The sequence below is a fragment of the Allomuricauda sp. F6463D genome (genome assembly GCF_023015965.1).
Taxonomy (GTDB): Bacteria; Bacteroidota; Bacteroidia; order Flavobacteriales; family Flavobacteriaceae; genus Flagellimonas.
In genome coordinates this window covers 1,799,306-1,820,165 of record NZ_JALKAN010000001.1, presented here as the reverse complement: position 1 = coordinate 1,820,165, position 20,860 = coordinate 1,799,306, and the positions used below count along the sequence as shown (strand labels likewise).

Sequence of the window (20,860 nt, the reverse complement as noted above, 5' to 3'; positions counted from 1 at the left end):
GGTAAACGATTTAATGCCATAAATGACAAGTTGCCACCAAACCTTGGAAGTCCCCTTATCTCAAATTTGCGACTTGGAAATATAAAACTTTTAACTCATAACTAGTCCACCTCTTCAGCCGTAAACCCACGAATAGCCTGGTTGGGTTCCATAATGGTGTATCCTTTCCAAAATTCTGGATTGTAGCGGGGCATATAGGTGGCACGGACAGTTTTATCTTCTGTATAGGTTTTGAACTCTTCTTCGGCAATTTCGTTTTGGTTGAACACCACGAGTTCATATTTGGTGGTCATGTTCATACGAAAATCAATGTTCAACTTTAATTCGTTTTGCTTACGACGGCCTTTTACATGTTTGTTCTTTTCCACCACTTTTAGCGGTCGGTCGACACCAAAATATCTGCCATCTGAAAAATCCATAAACTGGAGATCGTATTTGCCATTAGGCAATTTGGCAAAATGCATGGTGCCTTTGTGCACTGTTTTGCGGTATGTAATGCCCAATAGTCTAAAATTTCGGAGGCGTTTAGTGTTCTCAAAATCCAATCGCAATACAGCATAATCTTCGATATTTATATAAAGGCGTCCTTTAAAATCTGCACTGCTTCTTTTTGGCCAAAAATCCACAACATAAACACCCGTATCACCAATATCTGCATAGCCTGACAGTTTAAATTCATATCGTCCGGTTTTATCTACAAAGTCTAATTTGGCATCGTCTTTATAATACAACTGACCGAGTATTTCCTTAAACTGTCGATGTTGACTATCCACCAACCCAGAAACACTATCTTTTTTAACTTGGGCTTTAATTTTTTTTACTTGGTCCATGCGTTCGTCGTCCATAGTGTCCAAAATAGAATCCACCTGTATTTTTTCACTAAAAATACCAGACTTGATCTTAAGGTATGAGCCAGGTTTTACGTTCTGTTTAAAAATTTTCTCCATGTGCTCTGCCAAATCTTCAAAAGAGGTTACATCTCTTTTGTCATAAAGATCGGCTGCTTTTATGATATCGAGTTTGTAATCTGTATCGTTTTTATAGAAGTCACCAAAACTTTCGATGTAGTGGGATGCATTTTTAGGAATTGATTTGGAAATACTGTCCATGAGTTCCTTGTTCAGTTCTTTGATTGAAGATTTTTCGAAACCAAAATCTACCTTTTGCATGTTTGCCAATTCCGCTTTACGAAAGAAGAAACGTTGCTTTACAGGACCCTTATTTATATTTTTTGGAATATTTTCTATCATTTTTTCGATAATGTCATCCACTTCCAGTTCCTTGTCGAACACATAAACCCCACTAAGTTCAATGGCTTTGGACTGCAAGGTTACCATACTGTCCTGCATCTGTTCCAGAGTGAAGCCTTTTTTCTGGTATCCCATTGAGGTGACATAAATAGAATCCATAAGCGTTGTTCCCTCATTCAAAACAAAACTGAATTGGCCTTCTTGGTTGGTTATCACTCCTTGGCTCTCTCCATACTGAATTGTAGCGTAGGGAATTCCTTTCTGGGTCTTGGCATCCACTAAACGAGACGTAATGGTCTGGGCAATAAGCGGAAATCCCATCAAAATGGCAAGACAGGTAAGTAACAAACTCTTTTTAGAGAACATAGTTGAATTTATGGTTGTAATAGTAAGACGCTTTTTTTAGGGTAAAGGTTGTCTATGTTTTAGACGAACGCTAGGGGAATTTGTAACAATGTGCAAAGAAAAATATAATTGCCAGTAGGGCTTAATATTATTTTAACAGGAGCGTTGTGTGTTGGAATGCAATTGAGTAATAAAAGTCAACCAATGGTTTACGTTTTTGCAATGTTTTTGATCATATTCCCAAAAATAAAAAGATGAAAGGGGAGCACGGAATACCAGTACAATCGACCCAATAACCCTTTTGGCCGAAATGTGGCGGTTTGGTACAGTACCCCATCCTCAATTTTGAACTCTAACCAAGCTTCGCCGGGAGTACGCATCTCAGCATAGAGGAGCAGACGTTTTCCCTTTTTGTCCGCCAAGAGTACTCTCCAAAAATCCAGTGCATCACCCGGAAAAATTTTATCAGGATGGGTGCGTCCGCGACGCAATCCGGGTCCACCTACCAACTTATCCAATAATCCACGGATTTTCCACAACCAATTGCCATAGTACCAGCCTGTTTCTCCACCAATGCGCCAAATGTTCTCTAAAACATCATCTTCATCTTCAATGCGAATGGATTTTTTGTCCTGGAGCACTCCATATTTTGGCACCTGGATATAATTCTCAAGGTCTTCTTTGATTTGTCCGCTGGCAATACTGTCTTTCCAACTACTGATTACTAAGTTTTGTTCTATTTTTTTGAATGCTAAATCAATAGCCTCTTCATAGGTGTGTGTTTCAATTCCCAACATTGTCTGTAAGCGATTGTCCTCAGCAACCACTTCCATCTTCATGCTGTCAACTAAGTTCATTGCCAATTTATAAGAAGTCGAGGTTACAAAATACAACCAATAGGAGGATAGTTTGGGAGTCATTATGGGAACGGTAAAAATCCAGTTTTTAAACCCGCGGACCTTTGCATAACGCTGTAGCATGTCTTTATAAGTGAGAATGTCGGGTCCACCAATGTCGAACGATTGATCGTAGGTGTCATGGTTGCCCAAAACTTTGGTAAGAAATTGTATCACGTCTCGAATAGCTATGGGCTGTGTTTTGGTAAGCACCCATTTTGGGGTGATCATAATGGGGAGTTTTTCGCAGAGGTCACGGATGATTTCAAAAGAAGAACTACCAGACCCTACAATTATTCCAGCACGGAGCACGGTAAGGTCAAAAGGACCTTTATAGAGGATTTCTTCCACATTTTTTCTGGAACTGAGATGTTTTGACAGTTCTTTATCGTTCACAATACCACTGAGGTAAATTACCTGTTTGCATTCGGTATGTTGTAAAATGCTGTTGAAGTTTTTTGCTGCTTGCGCCTCCTTCTCATCAAAATCTGTAATCGAAGAAGTCATGGAATGTATCAAGTAGTAGGCGGCATCAATATCAGTGGGAACTTTTTGATTTTCTGGATTCTCCAAAAAATCAATTTCCACCACCTCAATTTTTGAACGAAGCTTATCATCGACCGATAATCGTTTTTCATCACGAACGGAGCAAACTACATGGTGCCCCATATCCAAAAGTTTGGGCAACAATCGCATCCCAATATAACCATTGGCCCCTGTAAGTAATATTTTCATAAGTCTTCAAGATTAGTGGGGAGGTTATCAGCACGGTAATCCAGTAATTTCCTGAAGAATTTTTGAATGGCTTTGGTATCCGAACGTATTTTAATAAAGTAATGGTCCATGTAAATTGAATAAATGCCAATGTTCCCTTTGTAAATATTCAGTTTATAGTATGGGATGATAAGACCAAAGGTTTCCAAGCGAGACCGGAACCTGACAATAACGCCATTGGGGCGGATTTCAACATTACAAGTGTTGGTGCTGTTGTCCAATACCAGAAGATTGTAAATATCCAAGCTAGCCTCTGTAATGTGCAATTTTGGTGAGCCAATGCCTCCAATTGCAAAGCGCTCTTTTATGGACATTGGTTTACCAACGGCTTCGTCAATTTTTTTTGTGATTTTTTTATCGTTGTAGGAGACGTTCAATAGCATTTATAAATTTAATCAAATTACAGCGGACCATTTGGTCATGGTGTGGGAAAAGCCTAAAAAATGCGTAGTTTTGCGCCCTGAAAAGCCTTTTAGATGAGTTTGCAAAACGATTTGACCCAAAAAGTTATCGAAGCGGTAAAACAACTGTACCAAGTTGAATTGCCAACGGTGGAATTTCAACCTACCCGAAAGGATTTTGAGGGCGACATTACTGTAGTTGTGTTTCCAATGTTGCGCCATGTAAAAGAGAATCCGGTGCAGATTGGAACCAAAATTGGTGATTATTTGGTTGAAAATGTAGATGAGGTGTCCAAATGCAATGTGGTTCAGGGTTTTTTAAATATTGTTATTGAAGATGGGTACTACATTAATTTCTTCAATAATATTTTTGAGGCAAAGAATTTCGGTTATGTAAAATCCCAATCGGACGATGCCGTGATGGTGGAATACTCATCACCCAATACCAATAAACCTTTGCACTTGGGACATATCCGAAACAATCTTTTGGGATATTCCGTATCAGAAATTTTGAAGGCTTCGGGCAAAAAAGTGTACAAAACACAGATTATCAATGACCGAGGCATTCATATTTGCAAAAGCATGTTGGCTTGGCGGAAGTTTGGTGAGGGTGAAACTCCAGAATCTTCTGGCTTTAAAGGCGATCACTTAGTTGGGAAATATTATGTGGCTTTTGATAAGGCGTACAAAGGACAAATTGCTGAATTGATAGAAGCGGGCACACAAAAAGAAAAAGCAGAAAAAGAGGCGCCAATCTTATTGGAGGCCCAAGAAATGCTTCGTAAATGGGAGGCTGGTGATGAAGAGGTTGTGGCACTGTGGAAAAAAATGAACGGTTGGGTGTACGATGGTTTTGACATTACCTACAAGAACCTTGGTGTTGATTTTGATACCTTATATTATGAAAGCGACACCTATTTGTTGGGCCGTGATGTGGTGAAGGATGGTCTGGAACGCGGGGTTTTCTTTAAAAAAGAGGACGGTAGTGTGTGGATAGACCTTACCGAGGAGGGATTGGATGAAAAAATAGTGCTACGTTCCGATGGTACCGCTGTATATATGACACAAGATATTGGAACAGCGATTCAACGGGTAACCGATTATCCCGATATTAATGGTATGGTGTACACGGTAGGGAACGAGCAGGATTATCATTTTAAAGTGCTGTTTCTTATTCTGAAAAAATTGGGATACTCATGGGCGGACCAATTGTATCATTTAAGTTATGGTATGGTAGATTTGCCCAGTGGTAAAATGAAGAGTAGGGAAGGTACCGTAGTGGATGCGGATGACCTTATCAAAAATATGGAAGGTACTGCTGCAGCCATTTCACAAGAATTGGGCAAGTTGGACGGCTATTCCGAAGAAGAGAAAAACCAATTATACCGCACCATAGGTTTGGGTGCTCTTAAATATTACATTCTTAAGGTAGATCCAAAAAAACGCATCCTTTTCAATCCTGAAGAGTCGGTGGATTTCCAAGGAAATACAGGGCCATTTATTCAGTACACATACGCACGGATTCAATCTATATTGCGAAAAGCAGATTTAAATGTATCGACTGGGCTCGATTTGACAATGGAACTTCATGAAAAAGAAAAAGAGCTGCTGAAACAAATCCAATTGTTTCCTGAAACCATTCAGCTGGCGGCAGAAAACTATAGCCCAGCCTTGATTGCCAATTATACCTATGATTTGGTGAAAGAATTTAACTCCTTCTACCAACAAGTATCCATTTTAGGCGAAACAGATGCTCAAAAGATGAATTTTAGGGTGCAGTTGTCAAAAAAAGTGGGAGAGGTGATTCAATCTTCGTTCCGTTTGTTGGGAATTGATGTGCCGGAAAGGATGTAATTAAAAATTCACTCTAAAACTTACATTGGGAGTAATGCCGAGTGAAAAATTTTCTACTGCCTCAATTTCATCGTTTGCATTTACACGGTAATATTTGTTGAGTGTATTTTTCCTATCCGTAAGGTTCAGAATAGAAATACCGGTATTGGCCCGAATTCTTCTGCTTAACTGAAAATTATAAATAGCGGAGGCATCGGCCCTAAAATATTCGGGCAATCGACTGTTGTTCGGTTGTTGAAAATTGATTCTTGGGGGATAATAATCTTGATCTAATCCCGCATCGCCTTCTATTGGTTTTGTAAACGGCTTGCCTGTTCTGTAATTCAGCCCAACACTTAATTTTAGGTTTTTGTACGTATACGTGCTTGCAAAAGTAACCGTGTGCCTAATATCCAAATTATTGGGAAAGGACTGTGGTACAATGGAATCAAACGTATAGTCGTTTTTATTGTAGGCATAACTGAGCCAAGTACTGTAATTATCTCCTTTTTTGTTGATGAGCAATTCTACTCCCTTAACATCATAACTACCGATTTCTCCCGAGAATTGATATGGGTTTTGAAATCCTTGGGTTCTAGTACTGATACCATCCACGTTTTTGTAAAAACCTTCAATGCCTACATAAAAACTGTTTTTTTCGTAATTGATGCCAGTTGAAACTTGTTTGCTCGTTGTCACCGGTAACGAATTGTTGTTGGAAAGGGTCCATCTGCGTTTTTCTATACCTAAAAAATTTTGTTCTAAATCGATAACCTGATTGGTGGTCTGGCTTTTGGATTCGCCCAAAATTTCAGCTCTTACATAATTGGCAAGTTTAAAATTTAGGTTTATTCTGGGTTCAATAAGGACTTTGTTGAATGTGTTCAAGTTCTCGACGAAGTTGAAACGTGTCCCGATTTTTACATTGAATTTGTTTCCTGGTGCATTATAATTGAATTGAGTATATGGTGCGTGGGTTCGGATAACACCTTTGATCTCACTATTAAAATTAGGTTCGTTGATAATTGTGGCATTGGTAATCCCTGTCTCAATATATTGATAGCCATTACTCCAACTAAATGCTTCATTCCATATATAATTCGTATGGACTTTTAACGCGTTCTCGGTCACCTGATTGTTTTGAAATAGCTGTTGTACTTGGTTGTCAAAAACGTTTTGTGCATCCAAATTATAAGTCGAGTAATATAAGTTGAGGTGTGTGGAGAATCTATCCGTCCAATTGCTCTGTAGTTGTCCGCCAATAGAAATATTGTCCTGCTTTAATAAGCTAATGTTGGTCTCATCTGCGGATACGTTGGTCTCTTCAAATTTTAAATTGTTCTTAATATGGATGGCACTCAATCTAACCTTATGATCATTGTTGATGTCATACAGGATTTTTCCTGAAAAATCATAAAAGAAAAAATCTTCGTCTCGGATAAATTCATCATCAACAGTGCTGTTGTTCTGAAGTGTAATTTCACTATCCTGAAAAGCCCGATTGATAAATTGTTTGTAGGTTGGGGTGCTCAAAAAATCCGTGGCAGAGCGTCGAGCAGAAAATTGAATCCCTAGGTTATTGGTTATTGGAACTTCTGCATACACATCACCACTAATTAAATTAAAACCACCACCACCTTTAAAAACTTCTGGAATGGAATTACCTGTCTCCATTTGTATGACACTGCTCACACCATCCCCAAAGTTAGCTGGAGTACCATTTTTATATATGGTTACCTTATCGGTCTGGTATGGGTTAAATGCGGATATTAATCCAAAGAAATGACCAGATTGATACATTTTGATTCCATTCCAAAGCATAAGGTTCTGGTCGTTGGTTCCACCTCGAACATTAATGTCGGATACGGTTTCATCAATACTTTTAATACCGGGAAGAGCTTGTAGGGTTTGTAAAATATCCGGCTCAATCAATCCCGGTAAAATTCCAAATTCAGCAGTGTTGAGCGTTATACTGGCGTCCGTTTCCTTAATGATTCCGGAGGTGAGATATTCATAGACAAATACTTCATCCAATTGTTCATAATAAGGAACCAGTAGAATTTGGGAACATCCGCTGGATTGCAAGAAAGTTTCAACTTTTATGTATTTGGTGACATAGCCCAAATATCGAACTTGAAGGGATGCGTCACGCGGAATGTGCTCCAACGCAAAGGAGCCATTATTGTCGGTTATGATGGCAATGTCAGTGCCAAGAACCTCTACAGTAGCGCCCATTACCGTGTTTGCAGCAAAATTATCCAATACAGTACCGCAAATATTTACACGGTTATCTTTGGTGAGTGTGTAATATCTATCGTTGAGTTTTTCTATTTCAACACGAAATGTATTCTCAATATAATGCAGAATTACTTCTAATGAGTTGCTATTTTCTGGAATTGTAATGGTGAGTCCCTGCAAATCTTCATTGAGATAAGAGAACTTGACATCAAATTGGGTTTCCAGTGATTTTAAATAGGAAATAAGAGCAATGGGAGATTCTTGTTTTTCCTGTGCATTGCTATTGCAGAGTACGAAAAACAAAAAAACAAGGACAGGGCCTAGACGTTTATTTAGGTGTGTTCCCAGCATAAAAAAGCACATTGTCTCCTTCTACATTAAAATTTGTTTTGGAGGGGGTACTTATACTTTTTAACGCCATATTGAGGTCGGTGTTGTTGAAAGAACCTGTAAATAATAAGTTTGTATCGATATTTTTTGAAGATACCTTTATGTTGAATTGTCTTTCGAGTTCAGCAAAAACATATTTTAGGGGTATGCTCTCAAAACTACTTTCATTGTTCATCCAAGAAGGTATGGAGCCGTTGGGCATACCATTGTCCACAATCTCGCCATTGATCACCAAGAAAGAAGTTCCCGCTGGTAACTTGGATTCTTTGTTGTTATAGTTAACGCTTACCAAACCTTCGTAGCAAGTTACTTCAAAGAAGCCTTTTCTGTTCTCTACATTAAATTGTGTTCCCAACACGGCAACAGTTCCAAAATCGGTAGAGACAGTAAATTTTTTTCCTTTGGCCACTTTAAAGAAAGCCTCTCCTTTTAAATCAACATTTCTTTTGTTGTCCCAATTCTTTTTGTCGAAGGATATTTGGGAATCTGCATTCAAAAAGATTTTAGAATTATCAGGCAGCATAACTTCAGAATGTTCGGCATATGCTGTGCCGATCTTTTCGTTCAACGTGTTTACATAAAAATAAGAACCGGCTAATAATACGGCAATAACAGCAGCGATTCTCAGGAATTTCCTGAACGGATTTAGGGTAATTACCTTTGGCACATCGTTAATGTGCTCTTCTTTTAAGCGCTGCAAGGCTACGTCCGGATTGAACTCTGGAGCCATTAGGCTACTTGAAGCATCCTTGAGCTTTTTGTAAGAAGCATACGCTTGGGAATTCTCAAACTCCCTAAGCTCTTCTTCGGAAAGCTCTCCGCTAAGCCATTTTGCCAAATAATATTCTTGCATGGATTCTATGCTTTACATTATATAAACAACTATCTATCAAAATACCCTACCACATACTGTTGACTACAATTTTTTAAATTCCATCAATGTGTTCTCTAAGGCTTTTAAGTGCCAAATGCATTCGCTTTTCGATGGCTTTTATGCTAACCCCTTCCATTTCGGCAATTTCCGCATACTTTTTGCCATCGATACGGTTAAGCAAAAAGGTAGTTCTTTGGTTTTCGGGCAGCGCATTCAGAGCGTTGTCCAATTTTTGTTTATATTCTTTTTCCTCCATTAAAAATTCTGGGGATTCATTGGTACGGTCGTTGCTAAGGCTGCTCGCATGTTTTAATCTTACCTTTTCGGCCTTGATTACATTTAAATATAGATTATTAGCAACGGTGTAAACATATGACTTCGCTTTTTCTGGACTAACTTTGGCACAGTTCTGCCATAACTTCACAAAAGCCTCTTGCACTGCATCATGAGCCTTCTCTTCGTTTCCGAATTTGTAAAATATAAAGTTGAAGACCGTTTTGGAATGGGTTTTAAAAACTTCACTGAAAATATGGTCTTCGCATACGTTGCTCATAAATGTGCGTTTGTTTTTCGGTTCAAATATATTTGAAAAATTTAAGGAAAAGTAGGGTTTTTTTTTAGAGGATTGTTTTAAAGTTGAATTATAACCCCAAAATTCAAGACAATATGAAAAAGTTGATTAACAACATGTTGCGTGCAGCATTAGTTGTACTTACTTTAAGTTTCGCTTCTTGCCAAGAAGAATATGAAGAATTTGGAGGGGGTTCGGAAGATCAAACCATATCAGCGGATTCCTCAACAGCTACTTTAATCGAGAATACATCTTCCAAAGATGGCTCTTATGATAATATTGTAGACGGAGCTAGTTGTTTTGCTATTCAGTTTCCATACACGGTAAATGTTAATGGAGTATCATTAACCATCAATTCTGAAAGCGATTTGCAATCAGTAGAAGAAATTTTTGATGAACTTGACAATGATAATAATCTTCTTGATATTGTTTTCCCCATTGTTATTACGTTGTCAGATTATAGCGAAATCAACATAGATAATCAAAACGAACTGGAAACACTTGCCCGGGAATGTATTGAGAATGGAGATGATGACGATATAGAATGTATCGACTTTGTGTACCCTATAACGTTGTTCACATTTGATGTTCAAAATCAATTGAGCGGTGACTTTCAAGTTAAAAATGATAAGGACATGCGGAGGTTTTTTGCTGATTTGGACGATGATCAGTTGATAAGCATTCAGTTCCCAATTACACTTAAAAAGTATGATGGTACTGAAATCGTGGTAGAAACCAATTTCGAATTGGCTGCAGCTTTGGAAACGGCAAAAAATAATTGTGATGAGGACGATGATGATGACTATAACGATGATGATTTTACAGAAGAAGAGCTTAAGGAATTATTGTTAGACTGTCCTTTGCAGGTAAGACAAGTAATACGTAATGAAATTGACAGTACAGAACAATATATAGAACGTTTACTCATCTTTCATGAAGACGGAACTGTAACTTTTTCAACCTTTACCGCAGGAGAGATTATGGGTGCTTGGAGTACCGATTTCACAGATCAAGGGGTGGTGTTGAGTCTTAATTTTGAAAACTTCACCGACTTCTCTGCAGATTGGTACGTGTACCAACTGGAAGAAGGAGTTGTCAAATTGTACAAGGATGAAAGCAATAAAATTGTACTTAAGAAGCAATGTGATATAAATCCAGATGAGATTGACAGAGAAGCATTTTTAACTTTGCTCAAAGAATGTGAATGGATAATTAAAGAAGTTAAGAACCAGGGGCAAGAAATAGAAAGGCTTTTGGGTTATGAATTTCAATTTAAGACTGATGGGGTTGTGACCCTAGGCAACGGAGTAAATACAATGCAGGGTACATGGGAAATTGGTTTGAATGCACAATATCGGCTTTCCCTTATAATTTCCATAGATGATGAACCTAGAGTTAGTTTTGAATGGCCGATTAAAAAGATGTTAGACACCCGTTTGGAATTTGAGATTGAAGCCACGGATCACAGTATGAAACTTCTTCGTGTATGTGAGGATAGCATTGAAGACAACGATATTCCTGAAATACGGAATATTGTAATGGGTGGAACTTGGAATGTGACTCTATTTCAGGAAGGAGAAGTAGATAAGACTATTTCTTATGCAGGAATGGATTTTAAATTTTACGCCGATCATCAAGTAGAAGTTACCATAATAAATGATACAATACTAGCAAATGGTCTTTGGAGGGTGATTCGAGATTCTGATGAAGGTTTAATGTTCTATATCAATTTCGATTCAGGGAATGATCTTTTGGAGTTGACCGAAGATTGGAAGGTGGTTTCCGTAACCACTATTCAAATCGAACTTACTATGGAAAACGATGATGGCTCTAGTGATACCCTGGTATTAGAGAAAATATAAAAATTTTCCCCATTCTTTTTTCCAAAAGAAGGACGGCTCACCCCAAAGCCGTCCTTTTTCTTTTATATTATTCTTAAATTTGTCCCTTCTTTAAAACTAAGAACATATGTTCGATAATTTAAGTGAAAAATTAGATAAGGCACTTCACGTTCTCAAGGGACATGGTCAAATTACGGAAATTAACGTAGCAGAGACTCTCAAGGAAGTTCGAAGGGCTTTATTGGATGCCGATGTCAACTTTAAAATTGCCAAGGAGTTTACCAATACGGTAAAAGAAAAAGCACTGGGCCAAAATGTACTGACCTCTTTGCAACCAGGCCAGCTTATGGTGAAACTGGTAAAGGATGAGCTTACTCAACTTATGGGTGGTGAATCAGAAGATATAGACCTATCGGGCAACCCCTCGGTAATTCTAATGTCGGGTTTACAAGGTTCAGGTAAAACCACTTTTTCGGGTAAACTTGCCAATTACCTTAAAAATAAGAAAACAAAAAAACCACTTTTGGTAGCATGTGATGTGTATCGCCCTGCGGCAATAGATCAGTTGCATGTAGTAGGTGACCAAATAGGGGTAGAGGTATATTCGGATCGTGATAATAACGACCCCGTAGCCATAGCCAAGGCAGGTATAGCCCACGCAAAAAGTACAGGGTGTAATGTGGTGATCATTGATACCGCTGGTCGATTGGCCGTGGATGAACAAATGATGACCGAAATTTCCAACATCCATAAGGCGATAGAGCCGCAAGAAACCTTGTTTGTTGTGGATTCCATGACTGGGCAAGATGCTGTGAACACTGCCAAAGCCTTTAATGATGTCTTAAATTTTGATGGAGTTATTCTTACCAAACTCGATGGTGATACTCGAGGAGGTGCCGCAATTTCCATTAAATCCGTAGTGGATAAACCTATTAAGTTTATCGGTACAGGTGAAAAAATGGAAGCTATCGATGTGTTCCATCCATCCCGTATGGCAGATCGTATCCTTGGAATGGGAGATGTGGTATCATTGGTGGAACGTGCCCAAGAACAGTTTGATGAAGAACAGGCACGCAAAATCCAAAAGAAAATTGCCAAAAACAAGTTTGGGTTTGACGATTTCTTAAGCCAGATTCAACAAATCAAGAAAATGGGGAACATGAAGGACCTCATGGGAATGATTCCAGGTGCAGGAAAAGCTTTGAAAGGATTGGATATTGATGATGACGCCTTTAAGCATATTGAAGCCATTATCCATTCCATGACCCCGGAAGAACGATCTACACCGGCCATGCTAAATGCCAGTCGTAAAAAACGGATTGCTTCTGGTAGCGGAACCTCTATTCAAGAAGTGAACCAATTGTTGAAGCAGTTCAATCAGATGAGTAAAATGATGAAGATGATGCAAGGAGGCGGTGGCAAAAAAATGATGCAGATGATGCAGAACATGAAATAATCATATTCAGAAGTAAAACCAACACAACCCATGGAAATCCTTGACGGAAAAAAAGTATCAAATCAAATAAAAGAAGAAATCACCGTTGAGGTGGCCCAAATGAAGGAACGGGGCGAAAAAGTTCCCCATTTGGCCGCAGTTTTGGTAGGTAATGATGGAGCCAGTTTAACCTACGTGGGCAGTAAGGTAAGGTCGTGTAAAAAAATAGGTTTCGAATCCACCTTGATTCATCTTGCTGAGGAAACCACTGAAGAAGAATTACTGAAACAAGTACACCAATTGAACAACGATCCGGACATCGATGGCTATATTGTTCAATTGCCATTGCCAAAACATATTGATGAGGAAAAAGTATTGATGGCTGTTGATTCCGATAAGGATGTGGATGGATTTCATCCCACCAATTTTGGAAAAATGGCCTTGGATATGGAAACCTTTATCTCGGCAACTCCTTATGGTATTATGGAACTTTTGAAAAGGTACAATGTCGAAACGGAAGGCAAGCATACGGTAGTGATTGGTAGGAGCCATATTGTGGGTAGGCCCATAAGCATTTTAATGAGCCAAAAGGGCAACCCTGGAAACTCAACGGTAACCTTGGCGCACAGTAGAACCAAAAACCTAAAAGAATTGACACTTCAGGCCGATATTGTGATATCTGCTTTGGGAGTTCCAAAGTTTTTGAAAGCAGATATGGTAAAGGAAGGCGTAACCATAATAGATGTGGGTATTACCCGTGTTCCGGATGAGACTTGCAAAAAAGGGTATTACATTACAGGGGATGTAGATTTTGATAATGTTAGTAAAAAGGCATCGTATATTACCCCGGTACCTGGAGGAGTAGGGCCAATGACCATTGCAATGTTACTCAAAAACACATTGTTGGCACGGGAGCGTCACAACGCGTAAAACCTAGTTTACGTTTTCTTGTTTTGTTTTTAAAGCCATTTGTTGCTCCTCTTCGGGGTTCAGATGTTCAAATTCCGAGTCACCTTCATCATTGGTACAGCTGGATACCGCGAGGCCAGAAAAAATTAGCGTGATCAAGAGTAAAATTGTTTTCATAATTGTAAGATTTGGGTATAGCTTTTGAGCCTAATCGTTACTCTTATAACGAATTACAGTGAAGATTCTTGTTTTTATAGCCAAATAATCGATAACTTACTTCTTGCTAAATCAGGAAGTATGGCGCAAAAAGTTAGAAATAAAGTAGCTTGGGTGGTTTTTGTTCTACTTGCCATTGGAATAGGTCTTTATCCATTGATTTACATCTTCGCAACTGATGATTATGGACTTTTGATGAACAAATCGGACGACTTGTTATCTAGTACAACATGGAACGTTGCCTTTTATAGCCATATAAGCTTTGGAGGTTTGGCACTATTGATAGGTTGGTCACAATTTGTAAGGAAATTTCGTGCCGAACGATTGAACCTGCATAGAAACATTGGTAGAATATATGTAACAGCAGCTTTGATCAGCGGATTGTGTGGTGTGTATCTTGGTTTTTTTGCAACAGGAGGAATTGTTGCTTCATTGGGTTTTATTTGTCTTGGATTGATTTGGATCTATAGTACCCTTAGAGCGTATATTGCAATTAAAAATCAAGACCTTTCCCTTCATCAAGGAATGATGATTTACAGTTATGCCGCATGTTTTGCAGCAGTAACCTTGCGTATTTGGTTGCCAACTTTGACCATCATTTTTGGAGAGTTCCTATTGGCCTATAAACTGGCCTCTTGGTTGTGTTGGGTGCCCAATATGATTTTTGCTCATTTGTGGGTAAGAAAAAAAGGCTTGAATCTAGCCTAACTATTTAGTAAACAACTGTTCCATGTCCCTAAAAGCTTTAAACTCCAGAGCATTACCTGCAGGATCTAAAAAAAACATGGTTGCCTGCTCCCCGGGTTCACCTTTAAACCGGATATAGGGTTCAATTACAAAATCAATGCCTTTCGCAATCAGTTCTTTGGAAAATGTTTGAAACACATCCCATGGTAAAACCACACCGTAATGTGGCACAGGTACATTTTTGCCATCAACAGGATTTGTATGTGTGCTTTCCTGAGACATGGGCTTATAATGAATCACGAATTGATGACCGAAAAAGTTAAAGTCTACCCACTGGTCGGCACTTCTACCTTCTTTACACCCCAATACATCTCTGTAAAAGGTTCTACATTCATCTAAATTATGTACCGGTACGGCAACGTGAAAGGGAGTTAGATTTTGCATGGTCTATTTTTATTGAAAATTAGGACAACTTTTTCAACCTTCCAAAAAAGATATGATCTGGTCGTTTACATCGTCTTGATGCATCGAATGGCCAAGACCTTCAGTACTCACCAAACTACTGTCTTTCCAGTTTTTATTTACCGATACCGAAGCATTGTAGGGAGCGATCTTATCTAGTTTGTCGTGGAAAATCAACCCTTTTTTACTGATAGATCGTGCAAAATCTGCAGTTGAGAACTCATCTATTTTAAAACCAAAGCGCTCCAGAATATAGTTGTCCAAATGCTTCATCACTTTATTGTTCAGTTTCAGTAAGTCCTGATAGTGGTTTAAAAAATCTTGGATTTTGGCAGGGGCTCCAATGGTCACTATTTTTTCCACTGAATCGGTAGGGTTTTTATATTGGTTGTAAACAACGGTCATTCCGCCCATTGAATGCCCAATTAAGTGTTTTGGGTCATATTTTTTAACCATATAATTTACTACTTCTTCATATAGCGGCACGTATAAATGTTTTCCAGAAGAATACCCATGTGAAGGAGCATCAAATGCAATAATATTAAAATCGGCATCCCTTAATTTTTTAATCAGATTGCGCCATCTATACGTATTACTCTCCCATCCATGTACCAACAAAACGGTTTCTTTGTTGCCTTGCCAATGGTAAGATTGTATGTTGTGCCCTGCAACTTGCTCTACAGCAAATTTGGAGCCATCCAAAAATTGGGCCTGTTCCGGTTTAACCCTACCTTTTCTGACAGTGCTAAAAGTATGAAAGGCCTTATCTGCCGCTTTCTTTGGGTTTATGACCGTGTAGGCATTATAATATTGCCCATAGGCCAATGGAATTACTTTATTAAGTAGTTTTTTCATTTTTGGGGATATGATGAATCAAGGCTACTCCCAGCCCAACATTAAGTATTTAATTTTAGCCTCGTCTGGTATTTGCACTGCCTCGATATTTGAAGACGAAAACCTTAATCCTTCGGGAAGTTCTTCCTTATCAATGGTGAAATATAGGTTGCTTCCCTTTGGGAAAACCACAATACTGTTTAAAGTGGTTACAATCTTTTTGATCTCGTAGTTATCCTGAATATCCTTAAAGGTACTTTGTAACCCGATACCTTTTTCCGATACATACCGAGAATCTAAAATTCTCACATTTTCGATGGTTGGAATGCTGTCAGAGTTTGCGGTTAGCGTTAAAAGGAGCTTGCCCCCTTTTTCATAGATTTCAACCTTTTTAGGAGAAACACCTAAATTGATTTGGGCAGTGTCCCCGACCACGGAATCTTGAACAAATGTGGATTCTATTTCATTTACGGTGGTGGTCTGGGTCAAAGGCCCAACACTGGTTTCTGTAATTAAAAATCTAGTATCTTTTTTGCAAGAATAAACAAATACAATTCCAAAAATTAAGGTAACTACTTTGATTGTCTTTTTCATATGTATTATTTGATCACTTTCTTTAACACTCCTAAAACTCCTCGGATAAATGTAGCACTGGTCAACACTTTGACCACTGGATTCATTCGGGTACTCTTTCTACTTGTTGATTTGCGGGATGTTGTTTTTTCTTCTTGCTCTTTTTTGGCCTCTTTTTCGGCTTTCTCAATTTTTTCGTTAAGGATTTCATAGGCACTTTCGCGATCTATTTCCTCATTGTATTTTTTTATCAATTTGGACTTGTCCAAAACCTCTTTAATTTCTGAATCGTTTAAGACATCCATTCGGCTCATCGGAGCACGCATCATGGTTGCTGCCAAGGGCGTTGGGCGTCCTTTCTCGTCCAGAGCGGAGATAAGAGCTTCCCCGGTTCCCAATGAGGTCAATACTTCTGCAGTATCATAAAATTCTGAAATGGGATAGTTCTGGGCAGTAAGTTTTATAGCTTTTCGATCCTTGGCCGTAAAAGCTCTCAAAGCATGTTGCACCTTCAGTCCTAATTGAGCCAAAACGTCGTCTGGAACGTCAGTTGGGTTTTGAGTTACAAAATAAAGCCCTATTCCTTTAGATCGAATCAATTTTACTATACTTTCGATTTGATCTAAAAGTGCTTTGCTCGCATTGTCAAAAATAAGGTGGGCTTCATCAATGAACAGGACCAATTCAGGCCTGTCACTATCACCTTGTTCGGGAAAGGTGGCATAAATTTCAGCCAAAAGGCTCAACATAAATGTTGAAAATAGTTTTGACCGGTCTTGAATATCGGTCAAGCGGATAATGTTCACATAACCACGCCCATTTTCATCAATCCGCACCAAATCATCCACATCAAAGGATTTTTCCCCGAAGAAAAGATCGGCACCTTGCTGTTCCAGTTCTATGATCTTCCTTAAAATGGTTCCGGTGGAACTGGTGGATATTCGACCATATTCTTTTCGGAACTCTTCTTTTCCTTCACCAGTGGCATATTGTAATACCTTTTTAAAATCATTTAGGTCAAGCAACGGAAGTTTATTGTCATCACAGTATTTAAAAACTACTGCAACAATTCCTTCTTGGGTAACACTAAGATCTAAAATTCTAGAAAGTAGCACAGGTCCAAACTCGGAAACAGTGGCGCGCAAACGAACACCTTCTTGTTCAGAAAGCGACATAATTTCAACAGGAAACCCCTTGGATTCAAATGGAAAACCAATTTTTTCATGGCGTTCATCAATTTTAGGGTGTCCTGGGCTGGGCTGGGCAATACCGCTCAGGTCTCCTTTTAAGTCCATTAACAGTACAGGAATACCTTTGTCTGATAGGTTTTCCGCCAGAACTTGTAAGGTTTTGGTTTTGCCGGTACCAGTTGCACCTGCGATAAGACCATGTCGATTCATCATTTTTAATGGAATCTTCACATAGGCGTCGGTCATGGTTTCACCATCCAACATCCCGGCACCCACGGTAATATAATCGCCTTTCGTGGCGTATCCTTGTGCTATATGCTCAAAGAATTTTTCTTTGTTGCCCATCACTGTTCAATTTGCGATAAAAATAGGCTAATTTTAAGCAAAACTAAAAACGAGATTATGAAACCTTTTCAATACGCAATATTGGCTATTTTGTTGAGTGGCTTTGCAGCTACTTCTTATGGACAAGAATCCACGGAACTCATTTTTCATAATTCGCACGAGGTCAAAAAGCAAAATGCACCATTTAGCGATGCCGTTCAGGCTGGTAATATGTATTTTTTGGCTGGACAGATAGGAATGGACCACACTACACGTACTTTGGTTAATGGTGGGGTGCAAGCAGAGACAGGACAGACCATAAAAAATATTGAGGCTGTTTTGGGGCAACATGGGATGACATTGGACAATGTTGTTAAATGTACCGTGATTTTGGCCAATATTGAAGATTTTGCCGCGTTCAACGAGATCTATACCCAATATTTTACAAAGAAACCAGCTCGAACCACTTTTGCGGCCAAAGCAATTGCAGCCAATGGTGCCATAGAGATTGATGTTATAGCCGTAAAATAGGTGAAACCATTGAAGAGGGCTATCTTTGCACCATGGTAAAGGAAAATGTGATGGACTTGGTAGAAAAAGGCTTGATGTTGCCCTTAATGGAAGAGTTTTATACCATTCAGGGAGAAGGCTACCATAAAGGAACAGCAGCTTATTTTATTAGGGTTGGTGGATGTGATGTGGGTTGCCATTGGTGTGATGTAAAAGAAAGCTGGAATGCAGAAACGCACCCGCCTACCGCAGTGGATGATATAATTGCCAATGCCGAAAAATACTCGGACACCATTGTAATTACAGGAGGCGAACCACTTACTTGGGATATGGGTTCACTGACCAAAGGTCTAAAGGCAAAAAATATGAACGTGCATATTGAAACCTCGGGTGCCTACCCTTTGACCGGGATTTGGGACTGGATTTGCCTTTCCCCAAAGAAAAACAAGTTGCCTGTGGGCGACATCCATAAAAAGGCTCATGAACTAAAGGTGATTGTTTACAATAAGCACGATTTTATTTTTGCGGAAGAGCAGGCTGCCCAAGTGGGAGGGGATTGTATTCTTTACCTACAACCGGAATGGAGTGTGAGCGACAAAATGGTTCCCTTGATCGTGGAGTATGTGATGAAACATCCGAAGTGGAAGATTTCCTTGCAGACCCATAAATATTTGAATATTCCTTAGAATTTAAGGATTAACGTCCCCCGTATTTTTGAAGATCTAAAATACATTCTGCATCAAAATCTGGTATGGAACCCAAGCCTTTGGATGTATTTTTCTCCATCTGTTTTAACATTGATGAGCCAAATTCCAATTCTGAACGCATTAAACAGCCATCCACATTGCAATGGTTACTACCTTCCTCCTTATCATCATCATTTATGATAATTTCTTCGTGGTCGTTCACAGATTCTGTCGATAAGTTGACCAGTCCGAACAAATGACCAAATTCATGGAACAAAGTGGCTGTTTCAACATCTGCAATGGATACAAAAGAGCTCCTATTGGCAATCTCCAGTATGGTGGATTTGTATATAACCATAGAGGTGTTTCGATAAACTGCACCTAGTGTAACAAGCCCTTCATCTTCATCGTCGCTATCTGCAGGTGCGTCGGCAAAATAAATATAGATCGCCAAGGTGTTCCCATCATTGTATTCGCTCCTGTTTTCTTCTTCAAGATCAACAACTTCTTCCAATGTCAATGTTTCCTCCGAAGGTGAAGAAAGCGAACTGTATTTGAATTCAATATCCTCTTTGTATGTTCTTTCTCGCAAAAATGCCTCAAAGTTTACAATAGCTTCGTCTGTTGGGGCAAAACCTGTAACATAATCAATCTCGATCAAAAACTTATCATAAATATCGGTGGATAATAAATCCCTGGCCGATGCACCTGTGGATAAAAGATTCCCGGCTTTAAGGTTTGCATTGGAACCTGTTGATGAGATATCTGAATCCTTAGAACAGCTTAGCATTAACCCAAAACTAAAAAGAAGGTAAACAACGGCTTTTTTCATAATAAGGTAATATTAACTAAAACGTCCCGAACCGGAAACTATTATTTTTTTAACGTAAGCTTGGCCAAATAGTCGTAATGCTCACCGGAAATTACAAGTTCACAAACAAAACCATTCGAAATGCAAGCGTTTTCTAAGGTATTGAAATCTACATAAACCCAATCAAACGGTTCACTTTTGTGGTCTTTGTATTCCATTTCAAAAGTGACCTCACCATAGTATGATCTATCATTGGGGACCCAATAGCCTCCATCTTCGTCTTGTTCAAACATATAAACAATATCACTGGAGTCCATCAAAATTTGCCCGTTCGGTTGCAACAACGAAGATAAATGCTGTAAAAATTGACTTAAATTATTCAGCTTTCCAGTTAACCCAATGCCATTCATGAGTAGGAGTAGAGTGTCGTAGCGATCATTGTTGTAATCTAAGATATCACTCAAAACAGTGGACTGTACACCTCTTTCCTTGCAAATATTAATGCATCCTTCCGAATTGTCCAAGGCAGTCACATCTAGCCCTTTGTTTTGAAGGTGCAATGCATGACTTCCGGCACCGGCACCTATATCCAATATTTTTCCGCGTGCCAATTGCAGTGCCTTTTGTTCAATTTTTGGCATTTCATCATACGTTCGGAACAAATAGGGAATGGGTATAATATCCGCTTCATCTAAAGATGAATAGGTTTTTATGTCCTCCGAGTACTCTCCTTTTTGATAATCTATTAGGGCCATTCCAAAAACATCTGCCATGTTTGGTAATTTGTTTGTGCAAAGGTGGGACTTTAAT

Annotated in this window: 20 protein-coding genes; 7 read left to right on the top strand and 13 right to left on the bottom strand. The window is 39.0% G+C overall.

The genetic code is table 11. From position 1 onward, the window contains the following. Positions 1-101: 101 nt before the first annotated feature. From MWU56_RS08020 to MWU56_RS08010, 3 genes are all read right to left on the bottom strand, one after another. On the bottom strand, positions 102-1,616 hold the full coding sequence (locus tag MWU56_RS08020; protein ID WP_247043533.1) for a carboxypeptidase-like regulatory domain-containing protein: 1,515 nt from the start codon (positions 1,614-1,616) through the stop codon (positions 102-104). A 188-nt stretch (positions 1,617-1,804) separates the two neighbouring features. After that, a complete protein-coding gene (locus MWU56_RS08015) occupies positions 1,805-3,226 on the bottom strand; it encodes an SDR family oxidoreductase (protein ID WP_247043531.1) in 1,422 nt (473 codons plus the stop codon). Next, on the bottom strand, positions 3,223-3,648 hold the full coding sequence (locus MWU56_RS08010; RefSeq protein WP_247043529.1) for a hypothetical protein: 426 nt from the start codon (positions 3,646-3,648) through the stop codon (positions 3,223-3,225). The genes MWU56_RS08015 and MWU56_RS08010 overlap by 4 nt, the downstream gene beginning before the upstream one ends. Before the next feature lie 93 nt (positions 3,649-3,741). Here MWU56_RS08010 and argS point away from each other — a divergent pair, with 93 nt between their 5' ends. After that, positions 3,742-5,520, top strand: coding sequence for an arginine--tRNA ligase (gene argS / locus MWU56_RS08005; protein WP_247043528.1), 1,779 nt, complete (start codon positions 3,742-3,744; stop codon positions 5,518-5,520). Here the strand turns inward: argS and MWU56_RS08000 are convergent, their stop codons facing one another. From MWU56_RS08000 to MWU56_RS07990, 3 genes are all read right to left on the bottom strand, one after another. After that, entirely contained in the window at positions 5,521-8,088 is a 2,568-nt protein-coding gene (locus MWU56_RS08000; RefSeq protein ID WP_247043527.1) for a carboxypeptidase-like regulatory domain-containing protein, read from the bottom strand. Next, positions 8,066-8,980 (bottom strand): FecR family protein, encoded by a 915-nt coding sequence (locus MWU56_RS07995; RefSeq protein WP_247043526.1) that lies wholly within the window; start codon positions 8,978-8,980, stop codon positions 8,066-8,068. The genes MWU56_RS08000 and MWU56_RS07995 overlap by 23 nt, the downstream gene beginning before the upstream one ends. 73 nt (positions 8,981-9,053) lie before the next feature. Then, entirely contained in the window at positions 9,054-9,554 is a 501-nt protein-coding gene (locus tag MWU56_RS07990) for an RNA polymerase sigma factor (RefSeq protein ID WP_247043525.1), read from the bottom strand. Between the two features lie 113 nt (positions 9,555-9,667). Between MWU56_RS07990 and MWU56_RS07985 the strand changes: the two genes are divergently transcribed. The 3 genes from MWU56_RS07985 (at position 9,668) to MWU56_RS07975 (ending at position 13,778) form a co-directional block, all read left to right on the top strand. Continuing rightward, on the top strand, positions 9,668-11,434 hold the full coding sequence (locus MWU56_RS07985; protein WP_247043524.1) for a hypothetical protein: 1,767 nt from the start codon (positions 9,668-9,670) through the stop codon (positions 11,432-11,434). Between the two features lie 106 nt (positions 11,435-11,540). Next, on the top strand, positions 11,541-12,869 hold the full coding sequence (gene ffh, locus MWU56_RS07980) for a signal recognition particle protein (protein ID WP_247043522.1): 1,329 nt from the start codon (positions 11,541-11,543) through the stop codon (positions 12,867-12,869). 30 nt (positions 12,870-12,899) lie between these two features. After that, positions 12,900-13,778, top strand: coding sequence for a bifunctional 5,10-methylenetetrahydrofolate dehydrogenase/5,10-methenyltetrahydrofolate cyclohydrolase (locus tag MWU56_RS07975; protein WP_247043521.1), 879 nt, complete (start codon positions 12,900-12,902; stop codon positions 13,776-13,778). Positions 13,779-13,781: 3 nt separating this feature from the next. Here the strand turns inward: MWU56_RS07975 and MWU56_RS07970 are convergent, their stop codons facing one another. Beyond that, positions 13,782-13,934, bottom strand: a complete 153-nt coding sequence (locus tag MWU56_RS07970; protein WP_247043519.1) for a hypothetical protein — start codon at positions 13,932-13,934, stop codon at positions 13,782-13,784. Positions 13,935-14,054: 120 nt separating this feature from the next. Here MWU56_RS07970 and MWU56_RS07965 point away from each other — a divergent pair, with 120 nt between their 5' ends. Next, the gene (locus tag MWU56_RS07965; RefSeq protein ID WP_247043517.1) at positions 14,055-14,681 is read left to right on the top strand and encodes a DUF2306 domain-containing protein; all 627 of its coding nucleotides are present in this window, start codon (positions 14,055-14,057) and stop codon (positions 14,679-14,681) included. Here MWU56_RS07965 and MWU56_RS07960 read toward each other — a convergent pair whose 3' ends face one another. The 4 genes from MWU56_RS07960 to MWU56_RS07945 are packed head-to-tail and all read right to left on the bottom strand — an operon-like array spanning position 14,682 to position 18,064. Then, the gene (locus tag MWU56_RS07960) at positions 14,682-15,104 is read right to left on the bottom strand and encodes a VOC family protein (RefSeq protein ID WP_247043515.1); all 423 of its coding nucleotides are present in this window, start codon (positions 15,102-15,104) and stop codon (positions 14,682-14,684) included. 33 nt (positions 15,105-15,137) lie between these two features. Next, a complete protein-coding gene (locus MWU56_RS07955) occupies positions 15,138-15,977 on the bottom strand; it encodes an alpha/beta hydrolase (RefSeq protein WP_247043514.1) in 840 nt (279 codons plus the stop codon). Between the two features lie 24 nt (positions 15,978-16,001). Continuing rightward, the gene (locus tag MWU56_RS07950; RefSeq protein ID WP_247043511.1) at positions 16,002-16,550 is read right to left on the bottom strand and encodes a hypothetical protein; all 549 of its coding nucleotides are present in this window, start codon (positions 16,548-16,550) and stop codon (positions 16,002-16,004) included. A 5-nt stretch (positions 16,551-16,555) separates the two neighbouring features. Then, on the bottom strand, positions 16,556-18,064 hold the full coding sequence (locus MWU56_RS07945) for a helicase HerA-like domain-containing protein (protein ID WP_247043510.1): 1,509 nt from the start codon (positions 18,062-18,064) through the stop codon (positions 16,556-16,558). 57 nt (positions 18,065-18,121) lie between these two features. Between MWU56_RS07945 and MWU56_RS07940 the strand changes: the two genes are divergently transcribed. Together MWU56_RS07940 and MWU56_RS07935 are read left to right on the top strand one after the other, a co-directional pair. Further along, positions 18,122-18,574: a Rid family detoxifying hydrolase gene (locus tag MWU56_RS07940; RefSeq protein WP_247043508.1), complete on the top strand. Its 453-nt coding sequence runs from the start codon at positions 18,122-18,124 to the stop codon at positions 18,572-18,574. A 32-nt stretch (positions 18,575-18,606) separates the two neighbouring features. Then, entirely contained in the window at positions 18,607-19,239 is a 633-nt protein-coding gene (locus MWU56_RS07935) for a 7-carboxy-7-deazaguanine synthase QueE (protein WP_247043506.1), read from the top strand. 10 nt (positions 19,240-19,249) lie between these two features. Here the strand turns inward: MWU56_RS07935 and MWU56_RS07930 are convergent, their stop codons facing one another. Further along, positions 19,250-20,071: a hypothetical protein gene (locus MWU56_RS07930; RefSeq protein ID WP_247043504.1), complete on the bottom strand. Its 822-nt coding sequence runs from the start codon at positions 20,069-20,071 to the stop codon at positions 19,250-19,252. 41 nt (positions 20,072-20,112) lie between these two features. After that, entirely contained in the window at positions 20,113-20,823 is a 711-nt protein-coding gene (locus MWU56_RS07925; RefSeq protein ID WP_247043503.1) for a class I SAM-dependent methyltransferase, read from the bottom strand. Positions 20,824-20,860 lie beyond the last annotated feature (37 nt).